Raw genomic sequence first — 26,720 nt, forward strand, 5'->3', positions numbered from 1 at the left:
TCTGGGGGTGGCCGTGTGGGGTTGCTTAGCTCACGGAAAGAATGGGGGGGACCACCCGGCTTGGGGGGGGGGGGGGGGGGGGTGGGGGGGGGGGGGGGTTGGGGGGAAACCCCAACCCCCCCCCCACGACCACCGCAGCTATCCGACTTTGCCGGGACCCTGACTTCGAGGTGGGAAGGAGGCCCTCACGGACCGCTGTCATGGTCGCAACGGGGAGGCGAAGGGCGAGTTTCCTTTGCTGAGCCGAGGGAAGGGCGCCTTCACGCGCTCATTGTGACAGCTAAGGCTGCTGTGGCGATTGTGGTGATCGCAAGTCCGTGAAGGCCTCATTGAGGGACCCAGAGTCCCTCAATGAGGCCTTCACGGACTTTTGCGGTCAGGTACCAGGTACCAGGGACCACAGCGGTGATCGCTGAGGCTGACGCGGACGGGGTCACTGTGGCTTTCGCGAACCCGCCCCGCCCGTCAGGCCACCCGAGTACGAGCGCCGGCAGTGGGCCTCCGGTTACCGGGCAATGGGGCCGGGGTGGCGAACAGCGCCCGGGACAAGCGGTGCCCCCGCCCAGGATGAGGCCATGCCCGAGCTGCGTCCGTCTCGTCCGGTCCGGAGAATCTGATGGCGACACCCGAAGAACTGGTGACCGCGCTGCGGGAGTCGGTCAAGGAGAACAGCAGGCTGGCCGCGCGCAACCGTGAACTCGCCGACGCGGCGAGGGAACCGGTCGCGATCATCGGCATGGGATGCCGCTACCCGGGCGGGGTCGATTCGCCCGAGGCGTTGTGGGATCTGGTGGCCGCCGGTCGCGACGCGGTTTCGGGGTTCCCCGCCGACCGCGGCTGGAATCTCGCCGAGCTGTTCCACCCCGACCCCGACCACCCTGGCACGTCGTACGCGCGTGAAGGCGGATTCCTCCACGAGGCCGCCGAATTCGACCCCGAGTTCTTCGGCATCTCGCCGCGCGAAGCGCTCGCGATGGATCCGCAGCAGCGGCTCCTGCTGCAGATCAGCTGGGAGGCGATCGAACGCGCCGGGCTCGACGCGTCGGCGTTGAAGGGCAGCGCGACCGGCGTGTTCGCCGGGATCATGTACCACGACTACGGAGTCGGCGTTTCCGAGCTGCCCGAAGGAGTCGAAGGCTTCCTCGGCACCGGCACCGCCGGCAGTGTGCTTTCCGGCCGCGTCGCCTACACGTTCGGCTTCGAGGGGCCGGCCGTGTCGGTCGACACGGCTTGCTCGTCGTCGCTCGTGGCCGTGCACCTGGCCGCGCAGGCGCTGCGGGCGGGGGAGTGTTCGCTCGCGCTGGCGGGCGGCGCGACGGTGATGGCGGTCCCGGACACGTTCGTCGAGTTCTCCCGCCAGCGCGGGCTGGCCCCGGACGGGCGCTGCAAGTCGTTCGGTGCGGGCGCCGACGGCACCGGGTGGGGCGAGGGCGCCGGAGTCCTGCTGCTGGAGAAGCTGTCGGACGCCGTCCGCAACGGGCACCGGGTGCTGGCCGTCGTGCAGGGTTCCGCGGTCAACTCCGACGGGGCGTCGAACGGGCTCACCGCGCCCAACGGACCGTCCCAGCAACGCGTGATCCGCGCCGCGCTGGCGAGCGCCCGACTGTCCACTTCGGACATCGACGTCGTCGAGGCGCACGGCACGGGCACGAGGCTCGGCGATCCGATCGAGGCGGACACCCTGCTCGCCACGTACGGCCAGGACCGGGAAAACCCGCTGTGGCTCGGGTCGGTCAAGTCGAACATCGGGCACACGCAGGCCGCCGCCGGGGTCGCCGGGATCATCAAGATGGTCGAGGCGCTCCGCCGCGGCGAGCTGCCGCGCACCCTGCACGCCGACGAGCCGTCCCCGCACGTGGCCTGGGATTCCGGCGCGGTCGAGCTGCTCACCGAGCACCGGCCCTGGCCCGAGACCGGCCGCCCGCGCGCGGCGGCGGTGTCGTCGTTCGGGATCAGCGGCACCAACTCGCACGTCATCCTCCGCCAGGCGCCGGAGCCTGCCCCCGCCGAAACCGCGGCGGGGCGAGCCCGGGTCCCGTGGGTGCTGTCCGCGCGTACCGAAGCCGCGCTGCCCGAACTGGCGGACCGGTTGCTCCAGACCGGCGGAGACCCCGCGGACATCGCCTGGTCACTGGCCACCGGCCGGACGCCGCTGCCGTATCGCGCGGTCGTCACCGGCGCCGACGAAGACGAACTCCGTGCCGGCCTCGGCGCCTTGGCGCGCGGTGAGTCCGCGCCCCGCGTCGTCACCGGCCGTGCGGGCAGCGGCAAGCTGGCCTTCCTCTGCACCGGGCAGGGCTCGCAGCGGCTCGCGATGGGCGCCGGGCTCGCCGCGGCCTTCCCCGTGTTCGCCGAGACCTTCGAACGCGTCGCGGACCGGCTCGACGCGCACACCGGCTTCAAGCTCGCCGAAGTCCTCGCCAGCGAAGACCAGACCAGGATCGACCGGACCGACGTCGCGCAGCCCGCGTTGTTCGCTTTCGAGGTCGCGATGGCCGAGCTCGTGCGGTCCTGGGGGGTGGAACCGGACTTCCTGCTCGGGCACTCGATCGGCGAGCTCGCCGCGGCGTACCTCGCCGGGGTGTGGTCGCTCGAGGACGCCGCCCGGCTGGTCGCCGCTCGCGGCAGGCTGATGCAGGCGCAGCCCGAGGGCGGCGCGATGGTCGCGTTGCAGGCCACCGAAGCGGAACTCGACCTGCCCGACGGCGTGAGCATCGCCGCGATCAACGGTCCTTCGTCCCTGGTTCTCTCCGGTGAGGAGGCGGCGGTCACCGCGGTGGTCGAAACCTTCCCCGGCCGCCGCTCCAAGCGGCTTTCGGTCAGCCACGCCTTCCACTCCGCGATGATGGACGGGATGCTCGACGACTTCCGCGAGGTCGCCGAGAGCGTGACGTACGCCGAGCCGCGGATCCCGATCGTCTCCGGTGACGTCCGCGACCCGGAGTACTGGGTGCGGCAGGTGCGCGAATCCGTCCGGTTCGCCGACGGCGTCGCGAGCCTGCACGCACGCGGTGTCCGGCGCTTCGTCGAGATCGGGCCGGACGCCTCCCTGACCGCGCTCGGCGCCGACTGCGTCAGCGACGGTGTCTTCATCGCCACGCAACGGAAAGATCGTGACGAAGCCGCCGCCGCGGACCTGGCGCGAGGAAAGCTCTTCACCGCCGGGGTGCGGCTCGACTGGGCCCGGATCTTCGACGGTACCGGTGCCACCCGTGTCGACTTGCCGACGTATCCCTTCCGGCGGGACCACTTCTGGCTCGCCGCCGAGCGGACCGCACCTCCGGCCCGGCGGTACGAAGTCGTCTGGCGCCCGATGGAGCCGGTGACGACGCGGGAAGCCTGGACCGTTTACGCCCCCGAACGCACCGCATGGGCGGAAGCCGCGGCGCAGGCGCTCGATGCGCCGCTGGTGACTGAAGTCCCGGAGACCGGCCCGGTCCTCGCGTTCCCGGCGGACGGTGCCGCACTCGCCGCTCTCCTGCGGGAAACCCCGGCGAAGGTGTGGTGTGCCACCAGCGATCCCGGCGTCGCCGCGGTCGCGCGGGTCGCGGCGATCGAGCAGCCCCGCCGCTGGGGTGGTTGCGTGACCTTGCCCGAGCAGACGGACGAGGCCGCCCGGCTGCGCGACGTGCTCGGTGGCCCCGAGGACGAGGTCGCGATCCGCGCCGACGGGATCTTCGCCCGCCGGTTCGTCCCCGCCGCCCCCGCGTCCGGTGCGCCGTGGACCACCTCCGGAACCGCGCTGATCACCGGTGGCACCGGAGCCTTGGGAGCGCTCGTGGCCGAACGGCTGGCCCGCGCCGGGACGGAACACGTCGTACTGCTCTCACGTCGTGGCGAAGACGCGCCGGGTGCGGCGGAGCTGCGCGAACGGCTCGAAGGTCTCGGTGCCCGCGTCGGCATCCACGCCTGCGACGCCGCCGACCGGGACGCACTGTCCACAGTGGTCACAAGCCTGAACGATCTCCGCGTGGTCGTGCACACGGCCGGAGTCCTCGACGACGCCCTGCTGGACGACGCCACCGCGGAGCGGTTCGAGGCCGTCGCCCGGCCGAAGGTGACCGCCGCGCGGCATCTGCGGGAGCTGACGAAGGACCTCGACGCGCTGGTCCTGTTCTCGTCCGTCGCCGGGGTGCTCGGCAACGGCGGTCAGGCCGCCTACGCCGCCGCGAACGCGGAACTCGACGCGCTCGCGACGCGATGGCGGGCCGAGGGCGTCAAGGCGGTGTCGATCGCCTGGGGCCCGTGGGCCGAGGGTGGTATGGCCGAGGCGGTCGACGACGCCGTCCGCCGCAAGGGGTTGCGCCCGATGACCCCCGAGTCCGCGGCGGAGGAGTTCGTCCGGGCGATCGCCGCCGGCGACACCTGTGTCACCGTCGCCGACTTCGACTGGCCGTCGTTCTTCGAGGACTTCCGCGCCGCGCCGATGCTCGCCGAGCTGCCGCGACCGGAAACCGCGGCCGCGGAAGCGCCGGTGGCGGATCTGCGGTCGCGGCTGAGCGGACTGATCGAACCCGAACAGCGACGGCTGTTGCTGAAGGTCGCCCGCGAGACCGTGGCCAAGGTGCTCGGCCATCCGGACACGTCGGCGATCGGCCCGGACCGCGCGTTCACCGAACTCGGTTTCGACTCGCTCACCGCGGTCGAACTGCGCAACCGGCTCGACGCCGCGACCGGCCTCGCCGTGCCCGCGACGCTCGTCTTCGACCATCCGACCCCGCAGGCCCTCGCCGCCTACCTCTGGCAGGAGCTCGCCGGGACGGACGACGACGTGGAGGGCCTGCTCGACGGACTGGAAGCCGCGTTGAGCCGCCTCGACCCGGGCGGCGACGAGCACGCGACAGCAGGCGCCCGCCTGCGGAAACTCGCCGAGAGCCTCGACGGCCCCGGCTTCACGCCGTCTTCGGACGACGAACTCTTCGCCTTCATTGACCGGCAACTCGGCGCTTGAGCCGGGTGCACGCGACCTCGACCGATGAGTGGGGACACCGTGGGTGAGAACGACAAGCTTCGCGACTACCTGACGCGAGTCACCGGCGAACTGCAGCGCACGCGCGGCAGGCTGGCCGCGCTGGAGGACCGCGCCGCCGAACCGATCGCGATCGTCGGCATGGGCTGCCGGTTCCCCGGCGGCGTCCGCACGCCGGAGCGGTTCTGGGAACTGCTGACCGCCGGGGAGCACGGGATCACCGGGTTCCCCGAAGATCGCGGCTGGGACGTCGGCGCGCTCGTCGACCCGGACCCGGACCACCTGGGCACCAGCTACGTCGACCGAGGCGGATTCGTCGAGGGCGCCGGGGAATTCGATCCCGAGTTCTTCGGGATCTCGCCGCGTGAGGCCGTCTCGATGGATCCGCAGCAGCGGCTCCTGCTGGAGACGTCGTGGGAGGCGCTGGAACGCGGCGGGATCGACCCCACCTCGTTGTCCGGCAGCCGCGCGGGCGTCTTCGTCGGCACCAACGGCCAGGACTACGGCCGTGATCTGCCCAAGGGCGTCGAAGGCGTCGAGGGCTACCTCGGCACCGGTATCTCGGGCAGCGTCCTTTCCGGACGGATCTCCTACGTGCTCGGGCTCGAAGGCCCGTCGGTCACCGTCGACACGGCGTGCTCGGCGTCGCTGGTCACGCTGCACCTCGCCGTCCGGGCGCTGCGCGCGGGGGAGTGCGACCTCGCGCTGTCCGGCGGTGCCACCGTGATGGCGAGCCCGGACGCGTTCATCGAGTTCTCCCGTCAGCGCGGTCTCGCCCGCGATGGCCTGGTCAAGGCGTTCGCCGCCGGGGCCGACGGCACCGCGTGGGGTGAGGGTGCCGGCATGATCGTGTTGGAGAGACTTTCCGACGCCCGGCGCAACGGCCACCCGGTCCTGGCCGTCGTGCGCGGTTCGGCGGTCAACCAGGACGGGGCGTCCAACGGTCTCACCGCGCCGAACGGGCCGTCACAGCAGCGTGTCATCCGTCAGGCACTGGCCGACGCTCGACTGTCCACAAAGGACGTGGACGTCGTCGAGGCGCATGGCACCGGTACGACGCTGGGCGACCCGATCGAGGTCCAGGCCCTGCAAGCCACCTACGGCCGCGACCGCGGTGAACGTGGTCCGCTGCTGCTCGGTTCGGTGAAGACGAACATCGGGCACACCCAGGCCGCGGCGGGGGTCGCCGGGATCATCAAGATGGTCCTGGCCCTGCGCAACGGAATCCTCCCCGCGAGCCTTCACGTCGACGCGCCGAGCCCGCAGGTCGACTGGTCGCCGGGAACGATCGAGCTGCTGACCTCCGCCCGGCCCTGGCCGGCGGGGGAGCCCCGCCGGGCGGGTGTCTCGTCGTTCGGGATCAGCGGCACCAACTCCCACGTCCTGCTGGAGCAGGCACCCGAGGCCGAAGAGTCCACAGTGGACTATGTCGTCCCGCCGGTGGTGCCGTGGGTGCTGTCCGGCCGGACTCCGGCGGCGCTGCGCGCCCAGGCCCGCGCGCTGCTGGACGTCGAGGGCGACCCGGCGGACATCGGCTGGTCGCTGGCCGCGACCCGGTCGACCTTCGAACACCGCGCCGTCGTCACCGGCCGGGACGAGGAGACGTTGCGCGCCGGTCTGACGGCGATCGCCGAAGGAGAGCCGGGCGCCGGTGAAGCGACCGACGGCGGTCTCGCGGTCTGCTTCACCGGGCAGGGTTCGCAGCGGCTCGGCATGGGCCGCGAGCTGTACGAGGCGTACCCGGTGTTCGCCGCCGCGTTCGACCAGGTCTGCGAGCTGCTGCCGGGCGTGCGCGAGATCGTCTTCGGTGACGACGCCGACGCCCTGAACGACACCGCGAACGCCCAGCCCGCGCTGTTCGCGCTGGAGGTCGCGCTCTACCGGCTGGTCGAATCCTGGGGAGTGGTCCCGGACTTCCTGATCGGGCATTCCGTCGGCGACTTCGCCGCCGCGCACGTCGCGGGTGTCTGGTCGCTGGAGGACGCGGCCGCGCTGATCGCCGCGCGTGGCCGCTTGATGGGCGCCTTGCCGCGTGGCGGCGCGATGTGCGCGATCGAGGCGACCGAGGACGAGGTCCGTGCCGCACTGGTCGCGGGAGCGGATGTCGCGGCCGTCAACGGACCGCGCGCGATCGTCGTCTCCGGTACCGAGGACGCCGTGCGGACCGTCGCGGAGGTGTTCGCCGGGCAGGGCCGCAGGACCAAGCAGCTCGCGGTGTCCCACGCGTTCCACTCGGCGCAGATGGACGGCATGCTCGACGACTTCGCCGCCGTCGCCCGCCGAGTCACCTACAAGACACCGAAGATCGCGCTGATCGCGGGTGTCACCGGCCGCATCGCCGACACCGCGGAAATCCTCGACCCGGCCTACTGGGTGCGGCACGTGCGCGAAGCCGTCCGATTCGCGGACGGGATCGGCGCGCTGGCCGACGCGGGCGTCACCCGCTTCCTCGAACTGGGTCCGGACGGCATCCTTTCGGCCGCGGGTCAGGAAAGCGCCGAGGGCCTGTTCGTGCCCGTGCTGCGCCGCGATCGGCCCGAACCCGAGACCTTCGTCGCCGCGCTGGCCGCCGTGCACGTCCATGGCGGAAAGGTCCGCTGGGCCGCCGCTTTCGACGGCGCGCGCCCGGTCGAACTCCCCACCTACCCGTTCCAGCGCGAGTTCTACTGGCTTCCCGCGACGCATACCGCCGGTGACGCGGCCGGTCTCGGCCTCGGCTCGCTCGACCACCCGCTGCTCGGCGCGGCCGTTTCCGTCGCCGACGCGGGCGGGTTCCTGTTCACCGGCAGCCTCTCGCTGCGGACGCATCCGTGGCTGGCCGACCACGTGGTGCACGGCCAGGTCGTCGTGCCGGGCACCGCGCTGGTCGAGCTCGCCGTACGCGCCGCCGACGAAACCGGCTTGGCGGTACTGGAAGAACTGACCCTGCAAACCCCGTTGGTGCTCCCGGAAAGCGGCGCGGTCCAGGTGCAGCTGTGGGCGGGGACGCCGGAGGAGTCCGGGCACCGCCCGCTCACCGTGCATTCGCGCCCGCACGGCGCGGGGGAGTGGACCCTGCACGCGACGGGCGCGCTCGCCCCGGCCGCTTCCACGCCGGACTGGGAGCTGACCGAGTGGCCGCCGCCCGGTGCCGAAGCCGTGTCCCTCGAAGGCCGTTACGCCGAGCTGGCCGCTGCCGGCCTGGAGTACGGCGAGATCTTCCGGGGATTGCGTTCCTTGTGGCGCGACGGCGAGCACACCTACGCCGAGGTCTCGCTTCCCGAGGCCGCCCGGGACCAGGCGGGCCGGTTCGGTCTGCACCCGGCGCTGCTGGACGCGGCGCTGCACGCCCTCGCCGAGGGTGACGGCCCCGCTCGCCTGCCGTTCGCGTGGAGCGACGTCGTCCTGCACGCTTCCGGCGCGGCCGAGCTGCGTGTCCGGCTCACCCCGTCCGGCGCCGACGCGGTCAGCCTGCGCGTGGCCGACGGGACCGGTGCACCGGTCGCCACCGTCGGCTCCCTGGTCGTCCGCCCGGTTTCGGCGGGACAGCTGCGTCCGGCGGCCACTCGCGACGGGCTGTACGAGCTGGCCTGGCGTCCGATCGCCACACCGGAAACCGAAGCCCCGAGCTGGGCGCACTTCGCCGACGTCGGTGGCGAGGCTCCTGAGGTCGTCGTGTATCGCGCCGAGGGTGACGACGTGCACGCCGTCACCGGTGCCACGCTGGACGTCCTCCGGACCTTCCTCGCCGAAGACCGCTTCGCCGCCTCGAAACTCCTTGTCCACACTGGACAGTCCGATGTGGACCCGGTGGCCGCCGCGGTATGGGGGCTGGTGCGCAGCGCGCAGTCCGAGCACCCGGACCGGTTCCTGCTCGCTGACGCCGGCGAGCTGACCGACGCCGTACTGTCCTCCGGTGAGCCGCAGATCGCCGTCCGCGACGGCGAACTCCGCGTGCCGCGTCTCGTCACGCCCGAGTCGACCGGCCGTCTGCTCCCACCGCCTGGAAACTGGCGGCTCGGCCTGTCCGGCAAGGGCACCTTCGACCATCTGACGCTGGAACCGCTGCCCGACGAGCAGCTCGGGCCGCAGGGCGTCCGGGTCTCCGTCCGCGCGGCCGGGCTCAACTTCCGTGACGTGCTCAACGCGCTCGGCATGTACCCCGGCGAGGCCGGACTGCTCGGCAGCGAGTTCGCAGGGACCGTCATCGAGGTCGGCGCCGACGTCACCGACCTGCGGCCCGGCGACGAGGTGATGGGCCTCGTCTCCGGCGGCGCCGGTCCGGTCGCGGTCGCCGAGCGGCCGATGATCACCCGCAAACCCGCGGACTGGACCTATGAGCAGGCTGCCTCGACGCCGCTGGTGTTCCTGACCGCTTATTACGCGTTGGTCGACCTGGCCGATCTGCGGCCGGGCGAGTCGATCCTGATCCACGCCGCCGCCGGCGGTGTCGGAATGGCGGCGACCCAGCTCGCGCGCCACCTGGGCGCGGAGGTCTACGGCACCGCCAGCGAGAGCAAGCAGTACGTGCTGCGCGACGCCGGTCTCGACGACGCGCACATCGCCTCCAGCCGCACGCTCGACTTCGAGCAGAGGTTCAGCGGCATCGACGTGGTGCTGAACGCGCTCGCGGGGGACTTCGTCGACGCCTCGATCCGCACGATGGCGCCGGGCGGCCGGTTCCTGGAGATGGGCAAGACCGACATCCGCGAGCCGGAAGGTGTTCACTACCAGGCTTTCGACCTGATCGACGCCGGACCGGAGCGGACCGCGCGGATGTGGGACGCGCTGACCGCCCTGTTCGACTCGGGCGCGCTCGTCCCGCTGCCGACCCGGACGTGGGACGTCCGCGAGGCCAGGGAAGCGTTCCGGTTCCTCAGCCAGGCCAAGCACATCGGCAAGGTCGCGCTCACCATGCCGCGGGCGCTCGACCCGGGCCGGACGGTGCTGATCACCGGCGGCACGGGCGGTCTCGGCGCCCTGATCGCCCGCCATCTCGTGACCGCGCACGGCGTCCGGAAGCTTCTGCTCACCAGCCGGCGCGGCCTGGACGCGCCGGGCGCGCGGGAACTGGTCGGCGAACTCCGCGAACTCGACGCCGAAGTCGACGTCGTCGCTTGTGACGTCGCCGATCGTGATGCCGTGGTGGCGCTGCTGGACGGCGTCGACCTGACCGGTGTCGTCCACGCCGCCGGTGTCCTGGACGACGGCACCATCGACGCGCTCACCCAGGAGCGGCTCGACTTCGTGCTCGGCCCGAAGGCCGGCGCCGCACGGCATCTGCACGAACTCTCCGGTGACCCGGACCTGTTCGTCACGTTCTCCTCCGCCGCCGGTGTGCTCGGCGCGCCGGGGCAGGGCAACTACGCGGCGGCCAACGGCTACCTCGACGGTCTCGCCGCGCATCGCCGTTCGCTCGGTCTCGCCGGGCAGTCGCTGGCCTGGGGACCGTGGGCCGCGGGCATGGCGGAGACCCTCGGCGAAGCCCACCTCGCGCGACTGCGCGCCGGAGGGACTCCCGCGCTCGCCGTCGAGGACGGCCTCGCGCTTTTCGACGCCGCCATCGCCGCCGGGGCGCCGCTCGCGATCCCTGTTCAGCTGGATCTGCCGGTGCTCGCCGCGTCCGGACCGCTCCCGCCGCTGCTCGGCGCGCTGGTCAAACCCGGCCGCCGGACCGCGAAATCGGGCGGTGGACAGGACTCCTCGCTGGCCAGGCGGCTCGCCGGGCTGACCGAGGCCGACCAGGACCGCGAACTGCTGGACCTCGTCCGCACTCAGGTCGCACTGGTGCTCGGGCACGTCACCGCCGCCACCGTCGAACCCGGCCGCGGCTTCATGGACCTCGGTTTCGACTCGCTGACCGCGGTCGAGCTGCGCAACCGGCTCGGCTCCGTGACCGGGCTGCGGCTGCCGTCGACGGTGATCTTCGACCACCCGACCCCGGTCGCGCTCGCCGGTTACGTGCGTTCCGAACTGCTCGGCGACCTCGCCGCCGGACCGCGCACCCGTGCCCGTGTCACCGACGACGGCGAACCGATCGCGATCGTCGCGACCAGTTGCCGGTTCCCCGGAGACGTGAACACGCCGGAAGACCTCTGGCGTCTCGTGGCCGAGGGCCGCGAAGGGCTCACGGAGTTCCCCGCCGACCGTGGCTGGGACCTGGCGGCGCTGTTCGACCCGACGCCGGGCAAGCAGGGTGTCTCGCACACCCGGACCGGTGGATTCCTGCCCGACGCGGGCGACTTCGACCCGGAGTTCTTCGGCATCTCGCCCCGCGAAGCCCTCGCCATGGACCCGCAGCAGCGGCTGCTGCTGGAGATCGCGTGGGAGGCGTTCGAACGCGCGGGTATCCCGCCGGGCACGCTGCGCGGCAGCGACACCGGCGTCTTCACCGGCGCGATCTACCACGAATACGCCTCCCGGCTGACGAAGATCCCGGAGGAGGTCGAAGGCTTCCTCGGCACCGGGACGTCCGGCGCGATGATGTCCGGCCGCGTCTCCTACACCTTCGGGTTCGAGGGGCCCGCCGTGTCGGTGGACACGGCGTGCTCGTCGTCGCTGGTCGCGATGCATCTGGCGAGCCAGGCGCTGCGGTCGGGGGAGTGCTCGCTCGCGCTGGCGGGCGGGGTCACGGTGATGGCCAACCCCGACCCGTTCGTCGACTTCAGCAAGCAGAACGCGATGGCGGTCGACGGCCGCTGCAAGGCCTTCGCCAACGGTGCCGACGGCGTCAGCTGGGGTGAGGGTGCCGGATTCGTCCTGCTGGAGAAGCTGTCCGACGCGCGCCGCAACGGCCACCCGGTTCTCGCGCTGCTCAAGGGCTCCGCGGTCAACCAGGACGGCGCGTCCAGCGGTCTCACCGCACCGAACGGGCCTTCGCAGCAACGCGTGATCCGCCAGGCGCTCGCCAACGCTGGACTGTCCACTTCGGACGTCGACGTCGTCGAGGCGCACGGCACCGGGACCAGGCTGGGTGACCCGATCGAAGCCCAGGCGCTGCTCGCCACCTACGGCCAGGATCGCGAAGAGCCGTTGCTGCTCGGCTCGGTGAAGTCGAACTTCGGGCACACGCAGGCCGCGGCAGGCGTGGCCGGGGTGATCAAGATGGTCGAGGCGATGCGGCACGGCGTCGTCCCCGCGACACTGCACGTCGACGCGCCCTCGGCCCAGGTCGACTGGGACACCGGCGCGATCCGCGTGGCGACCGAGTCCGCGGGCTGGCCGGAGACCGGCCGTCCGCGCCGGGCGGGGGTGTCCTCGTTCGGGTTCAGCGGGACCAACGCGCACGTCGTGCTCGAACACGTTCCCGCGCCGGAGACCGAGCCGGCCGTCCGGCCCGCGATGCTGCCCTGGGTCCTTTCCGGGCGTTCCGAGGAAGCCCTGCGGGCGCAGGCCGCGCGGCTCGCGGATCTGACCGCCGACCCGCTCGACGTCGCCTGGACGCTCGCCACCGCCCGCACCGCGCACGAACGTCGCGCGGTCGTCGTCGGGGCAGACCCGTCGGTGCTGCGCGCCGGGCTGGCCGCGTTCGCCGACACTGGCCGGGCCGCCAACGTCGTTTCCGGTCGTGCGGTCACCGGCAGGCTCGCCGTCCTGTTCACCGGCCAGGGTTCCCAGCGCATCGGTATGGGCCAAGGCCTTTACGAGACCTTCCCCGCATTCGCGGCGGCTTACGACGAGGTCGCCGCGCTGCTCCCGCTCGACGGCGACATCGACCGCACCGGAACCGCGCAGCCCGCGATCTTCGCGCTCGAAGTGGCGCTGTTCCGGCTCTTCGAGTCCTGGGGCGTCACCCCCGATCTGCTGGCCGGGCATTCGATCGGCGAGATCGCGGCGGCGCACGTCGCCGGGGTGTTCTCGCTGGAGGACGCGGCGAAGCTCGTCGAAGCGCGGGGCCGGTTGATGGAGGCGCTGCCCGAGGGGGGCGCGATGGTCGCGGTGCAGGCGTCCGAGGACGAGGTGCGCGAGTTCCTGTCCGACGAGGTCTGTCTGGCGGCGGTGAACGGGCCGCAGGCGATCGTTCTGTCCGGTGTGGACGGTCTGGTCCGCGAGGTCGCCGACAGGTTCGCGAAGGAAGGCCGCCGTACCAAGCATCTCGTGGTGTCGCACGCGTTCCACTCGGCGCTGATGGAGCCGATGCTGGCGGAGTTCGCCGAAGTCGCCGAGTCCCTGAAATACAGCGAACCGCGGATCCCGATCGTGTCCACGGTGACCGCATCGGCGGATCTGACCGACCCTGGCTACTGGGTGCGCCACGTCCGCGAAACCGTGCGGTTCGCCGACGGTCTCGCGGCGTTGACCGCCGAGGGCGCCACGACGTTCCTCGAACTCGGTCCCGACGCCGTGCTCAGCGCGCTGGTCGACGGCGGGGTGCCCGCCCTGCGCAAGGACTCCGACGAGGCCCGGACCGCGATGACCGCGCTGGGCGCCGTGCACGCCGCGGGTGCTCCCGTCGACTGGGACCGCTTCTTCGACGGCAGCGGCGCGCGGCCGGTGAACCTGCCCACGTATCCGTTCCAGCGCCGCCGCTTCTGGCTGCTGGCCCCGCCGGGCTCCGGCGACGCCACCGCGCTCGGCCTCGGCGCGCTCGACCATCCGCTGCTCGGCGCCGCCGTCGCGCTGCCCGAACGCGGCGGGCTCGTGCTCACCGGACGGCTGTCGCTCGACGAACAGCCGTGGCTGGCCGGGCACCGCGTCCGCGACGCCGTTCTGTTGCCCGGTACCGCGTTCGCCGAGTTGGCCGTGCGGGCGGGGGACGAGGTCGGCTGCGGCACCGTCGAAGAACTGACGCTGCAGGCACCGCTCGTGCTCACCTCGGCCCCGGTGCAGCTGCGAGTGTCCCTTTCGGATGGTGACGACCGCCGGACACTGGCGGTGCACTCCCGCATCGAGGACGGCGAATGGACGTTGCACGCCACCGGCTCGCTGACCACGGCCGCCGACGAACCCGCCGGGACGACGGAATGGCCACCGTCCGGCGCGGAACCCATTGACCTGGAAGGCTTCTATTCCACGCTCGCCGAGGCCGGGCTCACCTACGGGGACCCGTTCCGCGGGCTGCGCGCCGCCTGGCGCCAGGGCGACGAGGTCTTCGCCGAGGTCGCGCTGCCCGAGGGCACCGACGTCCGCGGGTTCGGGCTGCATCCGGCCCTGCTCGACGCCGTCCTGCACGCCGTCGGCCTGACCGGCGGCCCGGCACGGCTGCCGTTCTCCTGGGCCGGTCTGGCTTTGCACGCCACCGGCGCCGGCACCCTGCGGGCCCGGCTCGCCCCGGCCGGTCAGGACGCGGTCTCCTTGCGGGTCACCGATGGCACCGGTGCTCCGGTGCTCTCGGTCGCGTCACTGAGCCTGCGCCCGGTCGGCGACGGGCCGCTGCCCAGTGCCGCCTCCGACGCGCTGTTCGGTATCGACTGGATTCCCGTCGCACTGCCGTCGCAGGCAGAAGACGTCGCCGTGTTCGAAGCCGAATCGGTCGAGGCCGCTCTCGAGGCGTTGCAGACCGCTGAAGACCGGCTCGTCGTGCACCTCACCGGTGACAGCCCGGAGCACGCCGCCGTCGCCGGGCTGGTACGCAGCGCGCAGGCCGAGTACCCGGACCGGTTCGTCCTGGTCCACGGCACCGGCGATGCCCGGATCGCGGCCGCCACCGGTGAGCCCGAAGTCGCGTTCACCGACGACGGCCCGCGCGTGCCCCGCCTGACACGGGCCCGCGCCACCGCCGATCCTGACTGGACCCTCGATGGCACCGTGCTGGTCACCGGCGGTACCGGTGGGCTCGGCGCGCACGTCGCCCGGCGGCTCGTCGAGCGGCACGGCGTCCGGCATCTGCTGCTGGCCGGACGCCGGGGCGCGGACGCTCCCGGCGCCGAAACCCTGCGGGAAGACCTCACCGCGCTCGGCGCTGAGGTGACGATCGCCGCCTGCGATGTCGCCGACCGGTCTCAGCTGGAGTCCGTGCTCGCGCTCGCCGAGCCGCCGCTCAGTGGTGTGGTGCACGCGGCGGGCGTCCTCGACGACGGTGTCCTCTCCGCGATGACCCCCGAGCGGCTCGCCGCCGTGGCGGGACCGAAGGCCGTCGCCGCACGGCATCTGCACGAATTGACCACGGACCTGAAGCTGTTCGTCACGTTCTCCTCGATCGCCGGCGCCCTCGGCGCTCCCGGCCAGGCGAACTACGCGGCCGCCAACGGCTATCTCGACGGGCTCGCCACCCTCCGGCGCGCCCAGGGCCTTCCCGGCACGTCGATCGCCTACGGCCTCTGGGAAACCGGCATGGGCGAGGGTCGCGGTGGCGCGGCACTGCCCATCGAAGCCGGGCTGGAGCTGTTCGATCTGCTGGCCTTCGGCGACAACCCGCGCCCGGTCGCGACCAAGCTCGATCTGGCCGCGCTGCGGGCGGAGACCGAGGTACCGCATATGCTCCGGAGCCTGGTGCGGCCACGACGCCGCCGTGCGGCGGAGGAAGCGGAAGCCGCGGGACTGCGCCAGCGTTTGGCGGGCGTGCCCGCCGGTGAGCGCACGCGGCTGCTGACCGAGCTGGTCCGCACCGAAGCCGCGCACGTCCTCAGCCACACCGGCCCGGACGCCGTCGAAGCCGACCGCGCCTTCGGTGACCTCGGCTTCGACTCGCTCACCGCGGTCGAGTTCCGCAACCGGCTCGGCACGGTCACCGGACTGCGGCTCCCGGCGACGCTGACCTTCGACCACCCGACCCCGGTGGCGCTGGCCGAATTCCTGCTCGCCGAACTGCTCGACGAACCCGCCGAGGCGACCCCGGTCTTCACCGCCGTCCGCGCCGACGGCGACCCGATCGTCATCGTCGGCATGGCCTGCCGTTACCCGGGTGGGGTGACGTCGCCCGAAGAACTGTGGGACCTCGTCGCCGGCGGCCGTGACGGCGTGACCCGGTTCCCCGAGGACCGCGGCTGGGACGTCGACGGCATCTACGACCCCGACCCCGACCAGCCGGGCAAGACCTACACCCGCGAGGGCGGATTCCTGCACGACGCGGGCGACTTCGATCCGGAGTTCTTCGGGATCTCGCCCCGGGAAGCGCTCGCGATGGACCCGCAGCAGCGCCTGCTGCTCGAAGTCGCGTGGGAGGCGCTGGAACGCTCCGGCACCGATCCGACGTCGCTCAAGGGCAGCCCGACCGGCGTGTTCGCCGGCGTCATGTACCACGACTACGGCACCCGGCTCGGCAATGACGTTCCCGATGACGTCGAGGGCTTCCTCGGCACCGGTACCTCGGGCTCCGTGCTGTCCGGCCGCGTCGCCTACACCCTCGGCCTGGAAGGACCGGCGGTCTCGGTCGACACCGCGTGCTCCTCGTCGTTGGTCGCCCTGCACTGGGCGACCCAGGCGCTCAAGTCGGGGGAATGCTCGCTGGCGCTCGCCGGTGGTGTCACGGTGATGGCGACGCCCGAGACCTTCATCGGGTTCTCGCGTCAGCGCGGCCTCGCCGCCGACGGCCGCTGCAAGTCCTTCTCGGCCGACGCCGACGGCACCGGCTGGGCCGAAGGCGCCGGGATGCTCGTGCTGGAACGGCTTTCCGACGCGCGCCGCAACGGACACCGCGTGCTCGCGGTCGTCAAGGGCTCGGCGGTCAACTCCGATGGCGCGTCCAACGGTCTCACCGCCCCGAACGGTCCTTCGCAGCAGCGAGTGATTCGCCAGGCGTTGGCCGCCGCCGGTGTCCCGTCGTCCACTGTGGACGCCGTAGAGGCACACGGCACCGGCACGACGCTGGGCGACCCGATCGAGGCTCAGGCGCTCTTGGCCACCTACGGCCGCGAGCGTGACGGTGAACCGCTGTACCTCGGCTCGGTGAAGTCCAACTTCGGCCACACGCAGGCCGCGGCGGGCGTCGCCGGGATCATCAAGATGGTCCAGGCGATGCGCCACGGTGTCCTGCCGCCGACGCTGCACCTGGGCGAGGCGACGCCGCATGTCGACTGGGAAGCCGGTGACGTCGAGCTGCTCGCGGAAGGCCGGGAGTGGCCGGAGACCGGGCGGCCGCGGCGGTCCGCCGTGTCGTCCTTCGGGATCAGCGGGACCAACGCGCACGTCATCCTCGAACAGCCTCCGACCGAAACGCCTGCCCCGCGCGAGGTCGTGGCTCCCGCGCTCGTGCCGTGGGTGCTCTCCGGCCGCGCCGAGAACACCTTGCGCGAGCAGGCCGGGCGCCTGCTCGACCGTGACGGCGAGCCGGTCGACGTCGGCCTGGCGCTCGCCACGACCCGCACCGCGCACGAACGCCGCGCGGTCGTGCTCGGCGCCACGGACGCGGATCTCCGCACCGGCCTCGCAGCGCTGGCCGAAGGCGCGGCCACACCGTCCGTCGTCGCCGGGCGCGTACTGCCTGGGCGGACGGCGTTCCTGTTCACCGGTCAGGGATCGCAGCGTCTCGGTATGGGCGAAGGGCTTTACGCCGCCTTCCCGACGTTCGCCGCCGCTTACGACGAGGTCGCGGCGTTGCTCCCGGTCGGCGGTGACCTGAGCCGCACCGGTGCCGCGCAACCCGCGATCTTCGCGCTGGAGGTCGCGCTGTACCGGCTCGCCGAGTCCTGGGGCATCACGCCCGACTTCGTGGCCGGGCATTCGATCGGCGAGATCGCGGCCGCGCATGTGGCGGGCGTGCTTTCGCTGGAGGACGCGGCCAAGCTCGTCGAGGCGCGCGGACGGTTGATGGAGGCGCTGCCCGAGGGCGGCGCGATGGTCGCGGTCCAGGCGAGTGAGAACGAGGTGCGCGAGCACCTGACGCCGAAGGTGTCGCTGGCCGCCGTCAACGGCCCCGACGCGGTCGTGCTTTCGGGTGCCGCGTCGCCGACGCTCAAACTGGCCAAGAAGTTCGAGAAGCTCGGCCGCCGCACGAAGCGGCTGGACGTCTCGCACGCCTTCCACTCGGCACTGATGGAGCCGATGCTCGACGAGTTCGCCGCCGTGGTGCGGGAACTCGACTTCTCCGCCCCGGTGATCCCTTTCGTGTCCACAGTGGACGGCGAACCTGCGGCACGGGTCACCGAGCCGGAGTACTGGGTCGAACACGTCCGTGCCACTGTCCGGTTCTCGGACGGTCTCGCGTGGCTGCGGGAGGCCGGGGTGACCAGGTTCCTCGAAGTCGGCCCGGCCGCCGTGCTGACCGCGCTCGCGGACGACGGCCCGGACACCTTCGCGGCTTCGTTCCTGCGCGCCGACCGTGACGAGGCGGAGACCGCGCTCACCACGGTGTCCGCCGCGTACACCCGCGGTGTCCCCGTCGACTGGGCCGCGGTGTTCCGCCCGACCGGTGCCCGTGCCGTCGACCTGCCGACGTCGGTGTTCGACCGCCGCCGGTTCTGGCTCGCCGCCGGAAGCGGCACGGGTGACGTCACCACGGCCGGGCTCCAGGCCGCCGGGCATCCACTGCTGGGTGCCGCCGTGCCGTTCGCCGACGGCGACGGCTGGGTCCTCACCGGACGGCTTTCGGTCGCCACGCATCCGTGGCTGGCCGGGCACGCCGCGTTCGGCGAAGTGCTCGTCCCCGGTACCGGGCTGCTCGAACTCGCGGTCCGCGCCGGTGACGAAGCCGGCTGCGGAGGCGTGGAGGAACTGACCCTGGCCGCGCCGCTGGTGCTGCCGCCGCATGGCGCGCTGGACGTCCAGGTGCTCGTCGGTGCGGCGGGCACGGGCGGTCGCCGCCCGGTTTCGGTGCACTCCCGTGCCCCGCAAGGGGAGTGGACCGAGCACGCCACCGGCACCCTCGCTCCCGGGGCGGCCGCCGCGCCGTCCGGCCTCACCGAGTGGCCGCCCGCCGCCGAGCCGATCTCCCTCGACGGGCTTTACGCGGACATGGCGGCGGCGGGGCTCGACTACGGCCCGCCCTTCCGCGGGCTGACCGCCGCCTGGCGCGACGGTGACACCGTGTTCGCCGAGGTCGAACTGCCCGAGGGAACCGAAGTCGACGGCTTCGGCCTGCACCCGGCACTGCTCGACGCCGCGCTGCACACTCTGGGGCTCACGCCGGGGGAGGGCACCCGCCTGCCGTTCCTGTTCGGCGACGTCACCCTGCACGCCACCGGCGCCACCGCGTTGCGCGTCCGGGTCACGCCCGCCGGCTCCGGATTCTCCTTGCTGGCCACCGACACCACCGGTGCGCCCGTCGCCACGATCGGCACGGTCGCGGTCCGGGCCGCGGAGGCACCGAGGCAGCGCGGCACGGACTCGCTGTACGAGTTGACCTGGGTCGAGGTCCCCGCCGACGGCGAGACCAGCGAAGACGTCCAGGTCTTCACCGCGCCGGACGGTGATCCGCGTGCCGCGCTGGCCGCGACCCTGGCCGCGATCCAGGAATTCCTCGCCGACGGTGGAACGCGCATGGTGGTGTGCACCGGCGACACCCCGGCGGGAGCCGCCGTCCGCGGTCTCGTCCGCACCGCCGCGTCGGAGCACCCGGACCGGTTCGTCGTCCTCGAAGGTGACGACGTGGCGAAGGCGCTGGCCACCGGCGAACCGCAGGTCCGGATCCGCGACGGCGTCACGGAAGTCCCGAGGCTCGCCCGTGCCACGGCGGGAGAACCCGCGATCTGGGGCGAGGGCACGGTTCTCATCACCGGCGGGACCGGCGGTGTAGGCGCCGCGATCGCCCGGCACCTGGCGCCACAGGTCACCAGGCTGGTGCTCACCAGCCGCCGCGGCCTCGACGCTCCCGGCGCCGCGGAACTGGCGGAAGAACTCGGCGCCGACGTCGTCGCCTGCGACGTCACCGACCGCGACGCGCTCGCCGCGCTGCTCGACGGGATCGACGACCTCACCGGCATCGTGCACGCCGCCGGTGTACTCGACGACGGCGTCGTCACCGAGCTGACCCCGGAGCGCTTCGACACCGTGCTGCGGCCCAAGGCCGAGGCGGCGCTCGCGCTCCACGACCTCACCCTCGGCAGGCCGTTGACCCAGTTCGTCCTGGTGTCCTCGGTTTCCGGGATCCTCGGTGGTCCGGGGCAGGCCAGCTACGCCGCCGCCAACGCCCTGCTCGACGACCTCGCGCGCCGCCGTCACGCGGAAGGCCTGCCCGCTCGTTCGCTGGCGTACGGCCTGTGGGCAGGCGGCATGGGCGGTCAGTCCGATGTGGACCGTCTGGCCCGCGCCGGCTTCGGCGCGCTGACCGACGAAGAAGGCCTGGCGCTGTTCGATGCCGCGCTGGCCGCCTCGACGCCGGTCCCGGTTCCGGTCAAGCTCGACCTGGCGACGTTGCGCACGCTGGCCCGCACGAGTGAGCCCGCCCCCGCGCTGCGTGGTCTGGTCCGGGTGCCGAAGCGGAGGGGCGCGGCCAACGCCGCGGCCGCCGCCGGGCTGACCGCCACACTGAGCCGCCTCGCCCCCGCCGACCAGCTCTCGCAGCTGGTCGACCTCGTCCGTGGCCACGTCGCCGACGTGCTCGGACACGGCACCGCGACGTCGGTCGAGGCCGGTCGCGCGTTCACCGAACTCGGCTTCGATTCGCTCACCGCCGTCGAACTGCGCAACCGGCTCGGTGAGGCGACCGGTCTGCGGCTGCCCGCGACGCTGGTGTTCGACCACCCGAACCCGACAGCGCTGGCCACCCATATCCGTACCGAGCTGGCCGGTGAAGAGTCCACTGTGGACGCCGAGCCGGTCCGGGTCGCCGAGCCCGGCGAGCCCATCGCGATCGTCGCGATGAGCTGCCGGTTCCCGGGCGGCGTGAGCTCGCCGGAGGACCTGTGGCGCCTGGTCGCCGAGGGGACCGACGCGATCACGCCGTTCCCGTCCGACCGCGGCTGGGACCTCGACCGGCTCTACCACCCGGACCCCGACCACCCCGGCACCAGCTACGCCCGCGAGGGCGGCTTCCTGCACGACGCCGCCGACTTCGACGCCGAGTTCTTCGGCATCTCGCCACGGGAGGCGGTCACCGTCGACCCGCAGCAGCGGTTGCTGCTGGAGACCGCGCAGGAAGCGTTCGAGCGCGCCGGGATCGACCCCGTCTCGCTGCGCGGCAGCGCCACCGGTGTGTTCGCGGGCGTCATGTACGACGACTACGCCTCCCGGCTGGCCGCCACCCCGGACGGGATGGAAGGCCTGCTCGGGACCGGCAGCGCGAGCAGCGTGCTGACCGGCCGGGTCGCCTACACCTTCGGGCTCGAAGGCCCGGCGGTCTCGGTCGACACGGCGTGCTCGTCTTCGCTGGTCGCCCTGCACTGGGCGGCGCAGGCGCTGCGCTCGGGTGAATGCGGCCTGGCGCTGGTCGGCGGCGCGACCGTGATGGCCAGCCCTAACCCGTTCATCGAATTCTCGCGTCAGCGCGGCCTGGCCGCGGACGGCCGCTGTAAGCCTTTCGCGGCCGCGGCCGACGGCACCGCCTGGGCCGAGGGCGCGGGTTTCCTGCTCCTGGAAAGGCTTTCCGACGCGCGCCGCAACGGACGTCGCGTGCTGGCGGTCGTGCGCGGCAGCGCGGTCAACCAGGACGGCGCGTCCAACGGCATGACCGCTCCCAACGGACCCTCGCAGCAGCGGGTGATCCGCCGCGCGCTGGCCGCGGCGGGCGTCGAGTCGTCCACTGTGGACGCTGTCGAGGCGCACGGCACCGGGACGGCGCTGGGCGATCCGATCGAGGCGCAGGCGCTGCTGGCCACCTACGGCCAGGACCGCGAAGAACCGCTGTGGCTGGGTTCGGTGAAGTCCAACATCGGGCACACGCAGGCCGCCGCCGGTCTCGCCGGGATCATCAAGATGGTCGAGGCGATGCGGCACGGCGTCCTGCCCGCCACCCTGCACGTCGACGAGCCGTCCCCGCACGTCGACTGGGAAGCGGGCGACGTCCGGCTGCTCACCGAGGCACGACCGTGGCCGGAGGCGGGCCGTCCCCGGCGCGCGGCGGTCTCGGCGTTCGGGATCAGCGGCACCAACGCGCACGTGATCCTGGAGCAGGTCCCCGAACCTTCGGTGCCCGCGCGGACCCCGGCATCGCCGTCGCTGCTGCCGTGGGTGCTCAGCGCCCGCACCGAAGACGCGCTGCGAGCGCAGGCCGGACGGCTGCTCGGCACCGTCGGATTCGCCGACCCGGTCGACATCGGTTACGCGCTGGCGACCACCCGGACCGTGTTCGAGCGGCGCGCGGTGCTCACCGGCGACGCCGACGCGCTGCGCACCGGGCTGGCCGCGCTCGCCGGCGGCCGGACCACGCCGGAGGTCGTCACCGGCCGTGCCACCGAAGGCAAACTCGCGCTGCTGTTCACCGGTCAGGGTTCCCAGCGGCTCGGCATGGGCCAAGGACTCTACGAGGCATTCCCGGTGTTCGCGGCAGCGTACGACGAGGTCGCCGCGCTGCTCCCGCTCGATGGTGATCTCGACCGCACCGGTACCGCGCAGCCCGCGATCTTCGCCCTCGAAGTGGCGCTGTTCCGGCTCGTGGAGTCATGGGGCATCCGGCCCGATTTCCTGGCCGGGCATTCGATCGGCGAGATCGCCGCCGCCCACGTGGCGGGAGTGCTTTCGCTGGAGGACGCGGCGAAACTCGTCGAGGCTCGCGGCCGGTTGATGGAGGCGCTGCCGGAAGGCGGCGCGATGGTCGCGGTCCAGGCGTCGGAGGACGAGGTGCGCGAGTACCTGTCCGACGAGGTCTGCCTGGCCGCGGTCAACGGGCCGCAGGCGATCGTTCTGTCCGGTGTGGACGGTCCGGTGCGCGCGGTGGCCGAGGCGTTCGCGACGGAAGGCCGCCGCACCAAGGCACTGGTCGTCTCGCACGCGTTCCACTCCTCTCTGATGGAGCCGATGCTGGCGGAGTTCGCCGAAGTCGCCGCGTCCCTGGACTACCACGAACCGCGGATCCCGGTCGTCTCCACGGTCACCGAATCGGCGGAGTGGACCGACCCGGGTTACTGGGTCCGGCACGTCCGCGAACCTGTCCGCTTCGCCGACGGCGTCCGCGCGCTCGCCGAAGCGGGCGTCACCCGGTTCGCCGAACTGGGCCCGGACGGCGTGCTCTCCGCGATGGGTCTCGACAGCGCCCCCGACGCGATGTTCGTCCCGGTGCTGCGCAAGGATCGCGACGAACGGCAGACCGCCGCCCTCGCATTCAGCCGACTGATTGCGACGGGTGCCGAGGTCGACTGGACGGCGTTCTTCGACGGCACCGGCGCCCACGCCGTCCCGCTGCCCACGTACGCGTTCCAGCGCGAGCGGTTCTGGCTCGACCCGCCCGCCATCGCCGGTGACGCCGCCGGGCTGGGCTTGGCCGCGGCCGGGCATCCGCTGCTGGGGGCGACCGTGCCGACGGCGGGCGAGGACGGCCTGGTCGGGTACGGCAAGCTTTCCCGCGCGGCACAGCCGTGGCTGGCCGACCACGCGGTGCTCGGCACCGTGCTGGTCCCCGGCGCGGCACTGGTCGAACTCGCCGTCCGGGCGGGCGACGAACTCGGCTGCGCTCGCGTGGCCGAACTGACCATCGCCGCGCCGATGGTGCTGCCCGAGACCGGCGGGCTCGCCGTGCAGGTCGTGGTCGGGGCCGCGGACGACGACGGACGGCGTCCGGTGTCGATCCACTCCCGGCTCGACGGGGCTCCGTGGACGGAGCACGCGACCGGCCTGCTCGCCCCTGGCGACGCCTCTCCGGCGGCCAAGGACACCGCGTGGCCGCCTGCCGGGGCGCAAAGCCTCGACGTCACCGAGCTTTATCCGGGGCTCGCCGACGCGGGCCTGGAGTATGGGCCGGTGTTCCAGGGCCTCACCGCCGCCTGGCTCCTGGGTGAGGAGGTCTGCGCAGACCTCGAACTGCCCGCGGTGGCGCATGCCGACGCCGGGAAGTTCGGCCTGCACCCGGCCCTGCTCGACGCCGCGCTGCACGCCATCGGCCTGCTGCCGGGGAACGCCGAGACCACCCGGTTGCCGTTCCTCTGGCGTGACGTCGTCCTGCACGCGGCCGGCGCCACCGCCGCCCGGGTCCGGGTCGCCGCCTCCGGGACCGACTCGGTGCGGCTGGAGCTCATCGACGGCGCCGGAGCACCCGTGCTGACGGTGGGATCGTTGCTGCTGCGCGAGGTCACGGATCTCGGCCCGGCGGCTCCGTCCACTTCGGACGCCCTGTTCCGGCTCGGCTGGTCCCCGGTCACGTCCGGCTCACCGGTTTCGGCGACGGAACTGCTCTCGGCGGTGCCGGGAGCAGGCGAGACCCCGGCGGCCACCCACGCGCTTCTGCGGAGCACGTTGGCGAAGCTCCAGGAATGGCTGGCCGAGGAGAAGGACACCATCCTCGTGGTGCGCACCGAGAACGCGGTCGCCGTGTCCACTTCGGACACTGTCGAACCGGCTTCGGCCGCGGTATGGGGCCTGGTCCGCAGTGCCCAGTCCGAAAACCCCGGCAGGCTGGTGCTGCTCGACGCGGCCGAGGCCGACGTCGACACCGCGCTGGCCGTGCTGGGCGACGAAACCCAGCTGGCCGTACGGGACGGCGTCGTCCACGCCGCCCGGTTGCTGACCGCCGCGTCGTCGCCGGATCTCGCGCCGCCGTGGCACGAACCGGCCTGGCGCCTCGACAGCGTCGTCAAGGGCACCCTCGACAGGCTCTCCTTCGAGCCGTACCCGGACGTGCTCGAACCGTTGCTGCCGCGCGAGGTCCGGATCGCCACCCGGGCGGCCGGGACGAACTTCCGCGACGTGCTCAACGTGCTCGGCATGTACCCGGGCGACGCCGGCCGGATCGGTTACGAGGCCGCCGGTGTCGTCACCGACGTCGGGGCCGAGGTGACCGACCTCGTGCCGGGTGACCGCGTGATGGGCCTGGTGCACGGCGGGTTCGGCCCGCTCACCTTCGCCGACCGGGATCTGCTGGCCAGGATGCCCGAGGGCTGGACGTTCGAAGAGGCCGCGTCGGTACCGCTGGTGTTCCTCACCGCTTACTACGCGCTGACCGATCTCGGCGCGCTGAAGAAGGGCGAGTCGGTCCTCATCCACGCCGCCGCCGGTGGCGTGGGGATGGCCGCCACGCAGCTCGCGCGGCATCTCGGTGCCGAGGTGTTCGGCACCGCCAGCGAGGGCAAGTGGGACGTCTTGCGCGCCGCCGGGCTCGCCGACGACCACATCGCGTCTTCGCGGACGCTCGACTTCGAGGAGCGGTTCCGCGAGACCACCGATGGCAAGGGCGTGGACGTGGTCCTCAACGCGCTGACGGGCGACTTCATCGACGCGTCGATGCGCCTGTTACCGCGCGGTGGGCGGTTCGTGGAAATGGGGAAGACCGACGTCCGTCCGGACGGCGGCGCCGCGGGGCACCATCCCGGTGTGACTTACCAGGCGTTCGACGTGATCGACGCGGGCAACCGCCGGATCGCGCAGATGTGGGAGGAGCTGATCGCCTTGTTCGACCAGGGCGCGCTCACCCCGCTGCCGATCCGCACCTGGGATCTGCGCCGGGCCCCGGAGGCGCTGCGCTTCCTGTCGCAGGCCAAGCACGTCGGCAAGGTCGTGCTGACCGTGCCGCGCCGCCCGGTCGGCGGCACGGTGCTCGTCACCGGCGGCACCGGTGGTCTTGGCGCGGTGCTGGCCAGGCATCTGGTCACCCGGCACGACGTCAAGGACCTGGTGCTCACCAGCCGCCGCGGCCCGGACGCGCCCGGCGCGGCCGAACTGGCGGCGGAACTGACCGGGCTGGGCGCGACCGTGCGGATCGAGGCGTGCGACGCCGCCGACCGCGCCGCGCTCGCCGCGGTCCTGGACCGCACCCCGGAACTGACCGGCGTGGTGCACGCGGCCGGCGTCCTCGACGACGGCCTGCTCACCGCGCTCACCCCCGAGCGGCTGGGGAAGGTGCTGCGGCCCAAGGTGGACGCGGCGTGGAACCTGCACGAGCTGACCCGCGGGCACGACCTGACGATGTTCGTCCTGTTCTCCTCGGCCGCCGGGGTGCTCGGCGCGCCGGGGCAGGCCAACTACGCCGCGGCGAACACCTTCCTCGACGGGCTCGCGCACCACCGGCGCGGTCTCGGCCTGCCCGCGACCTCGCTGGCGTTCGGTCTCTGGGCCGACGGCATGGGTGACTCCGCCGACGCGGACCGCATGGGTCGCGACGGGGTCGGCAGTTTCGATCCCGCCGAGGGACTGGAGCTGTTCGACCTGGCCACCGGCCTGGCGGAACCGGTCTCGGTGCCGGTGAAGCTGGACGTCGCCGGGCTCCGCACGATGACCGGACCGGTGCCGCCGCTGCTGCGCGGTCTCGTGCGCGGCTCGGTGCGGCGTGCCGCACCGGTGGACGCCGCGGCGCAGGCCGACGGGCTCAAGCGACGGCTCGCCGGGCTTTCGCAGGCGGACGCCGAACTGGTGCTGCTCGGGGTGGTGCGCGGCCAGGCCGCGTCCGCGCTCGGGCACGACGGCGCGGATTCGATCGAGCCGGGCCGGGCGTTCACCGAACTGGGCTTCGACTCGCTGACCGCGGTCGAGCTGCGCAACGGGCTCGACGCGGCCACCGGGCTGCGCCTTCCCGCGACGCTGATCTTCGATTACCCGACCCCGGACGATCTCGCCAAGTTCCTGCAGTCGGAAGTCGTTCCGGCCGCGGAAACCGGGCTGGCATCGGGAATCGACCGGCTCGCCGCTGAACTGTCCACTGTGGACCTGACGAGCGCGGATGGTGCCGAGGTCGAGGCGAAGCTGCGGAACCTGGTGTCCCTGTGGCAGGACCGGACGCGGCCGTCGTCCGGCGGCGACGCGGATCTGGAAGTGGACACCATCGACGACATGTTCGCCCTGCTGGACAACGAACTCTGACCCCGGCCCGCCGCCG

Annotated in this window: 2 protein-coding genes; both read left to right on the forward strand. The window is 72.8% G+C overall.

Annotated features, from left to right (window positions below):
• Positions 1–613: 613 nt before the first annotated feature.
• A complete protein-coding gene (locus AC069H_RS12680; RefSeq protein WP_478232565.1) occupies positions 614–4,951 on the forward strand; it encodes a type I polyketide synthase in 4,338 nt (1,445 codons plus the stop codon).
• 24 nt (positions 4,952–4,975) lie between these two features.
• Positions 4,976–26,704: an SDR family NAD(P)-dependent oxidoreductase gene (locus AC069H_RS12685; protein ID WP_478232339.1), complete on the forward strand. Its 21,729-nt coding sequence runs from the start codon at positions 4,976–4,978 to the stop codon at positions 26,702–26,704.
• Positions 26,705–26,720: the final 16 nt, after the last annotated feature.

The organism is Amycolatopsis sp. NPDC043887 (assembly GCF_056435665.1).

Coding starts and splice junctions, on each gene's coding strand:
- AC069H_RS12685 (WP_478232339.1), top strand. CDS start 4,976: ATGAGTGGGGACACCGTGGGTGAGAACGACAAGCTTCGCGACTACCTG.